We start from the raw sequence: 6,601 nt of genomic DNA, 5'->3' as shown, positions 1-6,601 counted from the left end.
CGCTGGCTGCCGGAGCCATTGCCCTCGGCCTGGGCGCGCTGATCGGTGCCCTGCTGCCCTCTACCCGCCGGGAGGACGAACTGCTCGGCGCGCGCCGTGATGCACTGGCCGCCAAAGCCGAGGCGGCAGCGGGACACATCCGGTGATTTTGGGCCTTTACAGGTCAATAGGTTAGCTGATCAAGCGGGACACGCCAAGCCGCGCATGCCATCACCTCTATCCAAGGTGATGAAACCCGAACACAAGCGCATGTCGCGAGTGATGGGCTATACCCTGACGCTGGGTGACACTGATGCTTGGGCTGGATTTACGAAAGTGGCAGCCGCTCGCATGACAATTGAGGAGCGTACGGGACTCGCTTGGGCTGCCCTTCGCGCCTTGGAAGACACTGAACAAGTTGAGATGGTGGCAGAGGCTATTCTCAACCATGCAGGCTCCCCGCTCCCAACGTTTCTTAGCCCAATGGATGACGCCCGTTGGTGGGCTTCGTTCGCCTCTTTGAAAGAGCGCAAGGCCTTTGCACGGGCCGCATACGAGGCTTTGCCTCTGAAAGAGCAAATGGCCTTCCGTCGCCACATTTCCGAAGTGGTGATTGCAGCATGACCGCTCTTGAACTTGACCAAATCCTGACACTCGATTGGCCGCCTCTGGTCCGTAAGGTGCGGGCAGGTGATACCGACGACTGGACGAAAGGGTTTGTCCTTTCGATCGCTCGCCATGGCAAGAGTCCACACTGGCAACCCTTCTGCGAAGCAAGCCGACACGCACTGGCTTGACCAATGTAACGCACTCGACGGCAGGATCACCCATCTCTCAATTACCGTATCTATCTCCTGCTCACTGGTGAGGGTTGTTGTGACGGTCAGCAGGCGACTTTGCAGCCGCCCCTGATCGCCGCGATCTTGCCTGCTCACCTGAGCCGGGCCGCCGCTTAGGCCGCACTTTCGATATCCAGCGTCGAAAGCGCACACCCCCGTGTTCACCGCCCGCAGGTGGCACTGCTATCTTCGGGCTGGGGTGACAGCAAGATGCTGCATAACTGCCCTGGCGGCTGATAGTTTCTACGATACCGCCTGTGTCACGCTGCGCCCGTACAAGTCGTCAACACATCCTTAACGGCCTGCAGAACACCCAAGCACTCAAGCAGCCACGCCGTATATGCATCGAGCACGATCGTGCGATCCCGGGCCGAGCGCGCGATCGCAAGTTCTCGTTTCGTGTCCTGCGCATGCCCCGTTGCGCTGAAGATTTTCTAACCGCTCTGCGCGAGGTGGACCGCAAAGTCGATGGTGCAGCCACCTCCTGCATTGGCGACGGCCCCAAGAGGCATTGGCTGGTCGCGGTAGTTCTCTTCCAGGCGTTCAACCGACTTTCGACGCGCGCGGACGCTTTCCAGGATCGGTGTCAAATCATCATCGACGACGGTCATCGAGTAGAGGCTGCCGTTGTCCGGAAACTGGTCCTGCAACGTCCGCGCAATCTCATGGAACAGATGCAAATACTTCGATTTGATTTCTTTGACGGCCCATGGGAAGCGATTTGGCCCCGACGTTGTCTCGAACTGATCCCCGGCCTCCTTGCCCAAGGCCTGCTGTACAATGGTATTGTCGGACTGGACGTGCCCGGGGAGATCGGTCTGGCTCTCGTCGATCACGATCACCCAGTCATCCTGTGCCACTGGCCCAAGACGGACCATCGCACCAACTGATACCTGACCAATGGCGGGTATCTGCGGGGCATTCCCATCGAAGGCGTCAGCAAGAAGCAGGCCGCTATAACCCAAGCAAACCTGGAAGTCGTTTCTATTTCTCGCGGCAAGCTCGTAGGCGAAATCAAGCGCCTCGTCCCGACCATTGCGCCAAAGGAGTTGTGCCATGGCCATGCAGTCTTCCGCCGGACCCTCGGCCGGCGACAGATCAACGCCAGCAAGAAAGTCTCTGGCCCGCCTGTGCGCCCCGTCGCGGCTCTGTGCCTGCCAATAAGCCATCTGTGTGCGTACATTAGTCGGCTCAAGATCCAGCGATCTCCTAAACCACGGGGCCGCCTCGGCCGGTCGCCGCCGGTACAGGTGAAAGTGACCGCCTACGCGGTTCAGCTCGGCATCAGCGTTCTGCGCCGATCGAATATCCGCAAAGAATGTGATTCCAGCTTCATATGGAATGGAGGTCCGGGCATAGGCAATTGCCAACCATCTTCTGGTTCTGTCGTCGCGGACCGGATCGACGAAAGCGGCGAGCAAGTGGATTACCACATCGGGCGCGCCCCGTTCCATCGCTTCACCTGCCAGGGCACGACGGAGTTCTGCATCCGTTCCGATATCCGCGGCGACCGCACGCGCGAAAGCGGCGTCCGCCACTGAGCTACTCCCCAATCGTTGGACAGGTTCGGACGTAAATTAAGCTACTCTGTGCTCCTTCTGACCGGGTTTGGTTTCGTCATTTCTCAGCCAATAGACCACGGCTGGCGGTTTGCCGCCAAGTGCGGAATAGGGACGTTTTCGGTTGTAGAACTCGATCCGGCTACCAGCACCTGCCTTCGCTTCTGACCCGGTCTCCCAAGCGTGCAGGTAGACGCATTCGTATTTCAGGGACCGCCAGAGCCGTTCGCCGAAGATATTATCGAGGAACCGGCCCTTGCCATCCATTGATAGGCGCAGGCCGGAGCGGCGATGACAATCTGCCCAGGCAAAGGACGTGAACTGGCTGCCCTGATCCGTGTTCATGATCTCCGGTGGCCCAAACTTCTGGATCGCCTCGTTCAGCGCACCGACACAGAAGTCCGCTTCCAACGTGTTCGAGATGCGCCAGGACAGCACCTTGCGGGTATACCAGCCCATGATCGCCGCCACATACAGGAGTGAGCCATTGAGGCGCCCTTGGTTCAAGCCCAATGGCGAACGCGCCGCATCGGCAGGTAGGTAATGTCCGCCGCCCAGACCTGGTTGGGCCGGCCCACGCGCAACCCGCGCAGCAGACAGGGGTAAATCTTGTGCCCCTTCGCAGCCTTGCTGGTATTGGGCTTTTGGTAAATCGGCATGAGGCCCATGAGCCGCATCACTCGTCTGATCCGCTTCTCGTTCACCAAGTGTCCCTCATTGCGCAGATGCCAGGTCATCTGCCGCACACCGAAGAACGGCGTTTCCAGGAACTGTTCGCCGCTCTGCTGCATCAACATCAGGTTCTGAGCCGTCTCGCCCTTGGGCCGGTAATAGAACGACGACCGCGGGATCGACAGCAGCTTGCACTGCTTGCCAACGGGCAGATTGGCGTTGGCATGCTTGATCATCTGGCGCCTCGCTTGCCGGTCCACGGTTTGAGCTTTCGTGACAAAAAATCATTGGCGGCGGCCAGCTCCCCGATCTTCATCCTTTCCATATATTTTGCGATTCAACTTTGGGTAATAGTCGCGCTTCTGGCGCACCCGGTATTTCTGAGCCAGAAGCTGAGCATCCAGGTCTAAATCAGTAAGCACCGCTTCATCAGCGGTGCTTTTTCATTGCGACTGGTTCATTTCGTTCGGAAGCAATGGACAACATATCTGTCAACAATGGACAGTTCTTTGTCACGCGAGAGCATGCTGATCTAATGATTCCAATATGTTGAAAAGGTTGCGATGGACAACTATGGTGTCACCTGAAAAGTGAAATCAAATAGATGCCGGTAGAGTGTATCAACACTTTGCTTGGGGTGCCGACTTTGGTGCAAAATAAGTGCAAATCTCTCATGAAATCCACTAATCTGGACGACAACCAGCATGGCCAAAGCCGCCGCAGCCCTTTTCCTGACACCCGAAGAAACCCGGATTTTTGATAGTCTCCGCGCGGTATTATGTGCCTTTTCGGCCAAAGAGGCGGTGTTTTAGGCGATAGCACCGGGCTCTACCTCCCGGTTTTGGCTCGCAGGGATACATCTGACACGTGAGGCGTCAACTCTGCTGTCCTGGACCATTCCGGAAATAAACGCATCCGGACACACACATCTCTATCTGACAGGAGATCAGGTGGTGTCATTGTGCATGGCACCCGGTTGAACCCAGTCTGGGGCTCAGATGGCGGTAGTCAGAGCAATATCGTAATGTGATAGAAGCGCCTGTTCCTGGTCTTGTTTTTTGCAGGAACGCAACTGTTCGTGACTCCAGTTATCATGTTGAACGCCAATTGCGATTGCCACAGCTTGATTGTTGCTTTGGGGCCGGACCCAATCAAGCCGCAAATACGTGACCGTGAAGCAGTTGCTGGCGTTCCGGAAATATGGATGGGTACGGGCATTCAAATCATTTCAATCCGAACACGGGGTTTACAGGCTCTTGGATTGCGGCTCTGACTTGGGCGGCGGAATTTGGCTTCAACTTTACGAGGGATTCTTTGATGGGTAAGCTTCTGTTCACATTACCGGAAGCGCCGGTGATTCCGGTTGCCGGAGAACCGGCTGGATACCCGGTAGGGCGGATTTTCTGCGTTGGGCGCAATTACGCGGCTCATGCTGCCGAAATGGGCAACGAAGTGGACCGTGAGGCGCCATTCTATTTCACCAAGGCGGCGGCCAATGCGGTGCTGACAGGCGCGGTTGTGCCCTATCCGCCTGGGACTAAAAACTTCCACTACGAGATGGAGCTCGCTGTGGCGATTGGCGCGCCGGTGTTCCGCGCATCCGTCGAAGAGGCGAAAGCTGCTGTCTTTGGCTATGGATGTGCGCTGGATATGACCCGGCGCGATCTGCAAATCCGTGAGCGGCAGAAGCAGCGCCCCTGGGATCTGGGCAAGGATTTGGAAAATGGGGCGGTGTTTGCGCCCCTGACCCGGGCAGCGGATTGGGGCAACCCGTCTGGCCGGCGAATTTGGCTGGAAGTGAACGGGGAGATCCGGCAGGATGCCGCGCTGGAGGAAATGATCTGGTCCGTTGAGGAGATTATCTGCCATCTGTCCGGCTTTTATCACTTGCGGCCCGGAGATGTGATTCTGACCGGCACGCCGGCCGGTGTTGGAGCCGTTCAGGCAGGCGATCGGATTCGCGGCGGGGTTGATGGGCTGCCACAGGTCGGCTTGACGCTGGCTGCTGCGGAATGACGCAAGGCGGCGCAAAGCCATGATTTTTGTTGCCATGCGGCCATATCAATATGTATCAACTTAGATGTGAGCTCTGGGAGCTTTGTAACATATGAGCTGTGAAACTTGTCTGCGATCAGGAAGCGCAGTCAGATTTCATGAGTAGAAAATGCATAATCCGCTGTTGATAGTTACAAATGCACCTAATAGCAGAGAGGCAACTGGTTCGTTAAACGAACCCTGTGCGGGGCTCTGGCGGTGAAAACGGAAAGAATTCTGCCATCTGCTGCAGTAATGTTGCGAAAGCAGCGGGTCTGGCAAATGATTTGGTCAAAGGGAGGACAGACATGACCACTCGGAGAAATATTTTGGGTGCAGCGGGTGCAGCAGCCTTGGCAATGTTCGGCGCAATGCCGGCATTTGCCCAGGAAGTGACCCTGAAGCTGCACCAGTTCCTGCCGGCACAGGCAAACGTGCCAAAACTGATCCTGGATGTCTGGGCGGACAATGTCGAGGAATCCTCGGGCGGGCGCATCAAGATTGATCGCTTCCCGTCGATGCAGCTGGGTGGCAAGCCGCCAGAGCTGATGGACCAGGCCATCGATGGCGTGGCAGATATCGTCTGGACCGTGGTGGGCTATACCCCAGGCCGATATCCCTCGACCGAAGTGTTCGAGCTGCCGTTCATGATGACCAATGCGCGCGCCGTGTCGCATGCTTACTGGGAAATGTTCGACACGCATATGAGGGACACCGAGTTCAAGGATGTCCACATCCTGGGCACCTGGGTGCATGGGCCGGGCCTGATCCATGCGTCGGATCCGGTGGAGACGCCGGAAGATCTGGAAGGCATGAAGATCCGCGGCGGCGGCCGGTCGGTCAACGCACTGCTGACCGAACTGGGTGCAACCCCGGTGGGGATGCCGGTTCCGGCGATTCCGGAAGGGCTGTCCAAAGGCGTGATCGACGGCACCACCATTCCATGGGAAGTGACCGCGGCGCTGAAGGTTCCGGAACTGGTGGAGAACCACACTGAGTTCACTGGCAAGGCGCTGTACACGCTGACCTTTGTTCTGGCGATGAACAAAGAGAAATATGAGAGCCTGCCGGATGACCTGAAGAAGGCGATCGACGACAATTCCGGCCTGGAATTCTCGGTCTTTGCAGGCGGCACCCAGGCGGATTCGGATGGTCCCTCGCGCGAGATGGCGCTGGATCTGGGCAATACCGTGATCACCCTGGACGAAGAGCAGACCGCCGTCTGGCGTGAGCGTTCGCAGCCGATTTATGACAAGTGGATCGCCGACATGGCCGAAAAGGGCCTCGACGGCAATGCGCTGATCGAAGAAGCCAGCGGGCTGATCGAGAAATACACGCCGCAGTATCAGTAAGGCGTTTTGATTGATAAAAGTGAGGGGCCGCGCGGCATTGGCACTGCGGCCCTTTGCATACCGGAATAAGGCAACTGAACGATGCACAAGCTCATGATGCGGCTGGCCAAATCCATGGCCTACCTGGGCGGTGCGGTCCTCACTCTTCTGATCATTCTGACATGTG

General features: G+C 57.4%; 6 protein-coding genes. 3 read left to right on the top strand and 3 right to left on the bottom strand.

The annotated features are described in order from the left end of the window. The first annotated feature begins 228 nt into the window (after positions 1 to 228). The gene (locus A2I95_RS24550; protein ID WP_291734069.1) at positions 229 to 603 is read left to right on the top strand and encodes a hypothetical protein; all 375 of its coding nucleotides are present in this window, start codon (positions 229 to 231) and stop codon (positions 601 to 603) included. A 649-nt stretch (positions 604 to 1,252) separates the two neighbouring features. Here the strand turns inward: A2I95_RS24550 and A2I95_RS24545 are convergent. The 3 genes from A2I95_RS24545 to A2I95_RS24535 are packed head-to-tail and all read right to left on the bottom strand — an operon-like array spanning position 1,253 to position 3,285. After that, positions 1,253 to 2,356: a hypothetical protein gene (locus A2I95_RS24545; RefSeq protein ID WP_291734067.1), complete on the bottom strand. Its 1,104-nt coding sequence runs from the start codon at positions 2,354 to 2,356 to the stop codon at positions 1,253 to 1,255. Positions 2,357 to 2,395: 39 nt separating this feature from the next. Continuing rightward, positions 2,396 to 2,884 carry a DDE-type integrase/transposase/recombinase gene (locus A2I95_RS24540; protein ID WP_291734071.1) on the bottom strand — a complete coding sequence of 163 codons (489 nt, stop codon included), beginning with the start codon at positions 2,882 to 2,884 and terminating at the stop codon, positions 2,396 to 2,398. Beyond that, positions 2,881 to 3,285, bottom strand: coding sequence for an IS3 family transposase (locus tag A2I95_RS24535; RefSeq protein WP_291734066.1), 405 nt, complete (start codon positions 3,283 to 3,285; stop codon positions 2,881 to 2,883). Before A2I95_RS24535 ends, A2I95_RS24540 begins: the two co-directional genes overlap by 4 nt. A 1,081-nt stretch (positions 3,286 to 4,366) precedes the next feature. Between A2I95_RS24535 and A2I95_RS24530 the strand changes: the two genes are divergently transcribed. Together A2I95_RS24530 and A2I95_RS24525 are read left to right on the top strand one after the other, a co-directional pair. Beyond that, complete coding sequence (locus A2I95_RS24530) at positions 4,367 to 5,065, top strand: fumarylacetoacetate hydrolase family protein (RefSeq protein ID WP_291734065.1); 699 nt, start codon at positions 4,367 to 4,369, stop codon at positions 5,063 to 5,065. A gap of 326 nt (positions 5,066 to 5,391) precedes the next feature. Further along, positions 5,392 to 6,435: a TRAP transporter substrate-binding protein gene (locus A2I95_RS24525; RefSeq protein WP_291734062.1), complete on the top strand. Its 1,044-nt coding sequence runs from the start codon at positions 5,392 to 5,394 to the stop codon at positions 6,433 to 6,435. Positions 6,436 to 6,601 lie beyond the last annotated feature (166 nt).

Source organism: Leisingera sp. F5 (assembly GCF_001593695.1).
The sequence above is the reverse complement of the archived record's forward strand: the minus strand, read 5'-3'. Positions and strand labels throughout refer to the sequence as shown.

What these genes read in the sequence shown, in the direction of transcription:
- A2I95_RS24525 (WP_291734062.1), top strand. Translation starts at nt 5,392, where the DNA reads ATGACCACTCGGAGAAATATTTTGGGTGCAGCGGGTGCAGCAGCCTTG.
- A2I95_RS24535 (WP_291734066.1), bottom strand. Translation starts at nt 3,285, where the DNA reads ATGATCAAGCATGCCAACGCCAATCTGCCCGTTGGCAAGCAGTGCAAG.
- A2I95_RS24530 (WP_291734065.1), top strand. Translation starts at nt 4,367, where the DNA reads ATGGGTAAGCTTCTGTTCACATTACCGGAAGCGCCGGTGATTCCGGTT.
- A2I95_RS24550 (WP_291734069.1), top strand. Translation starts at nt 229, where the DNA reads ATGAAACCCGAACACAAGCGCATGTCGCGAGTGATGGGCTATACCCTG.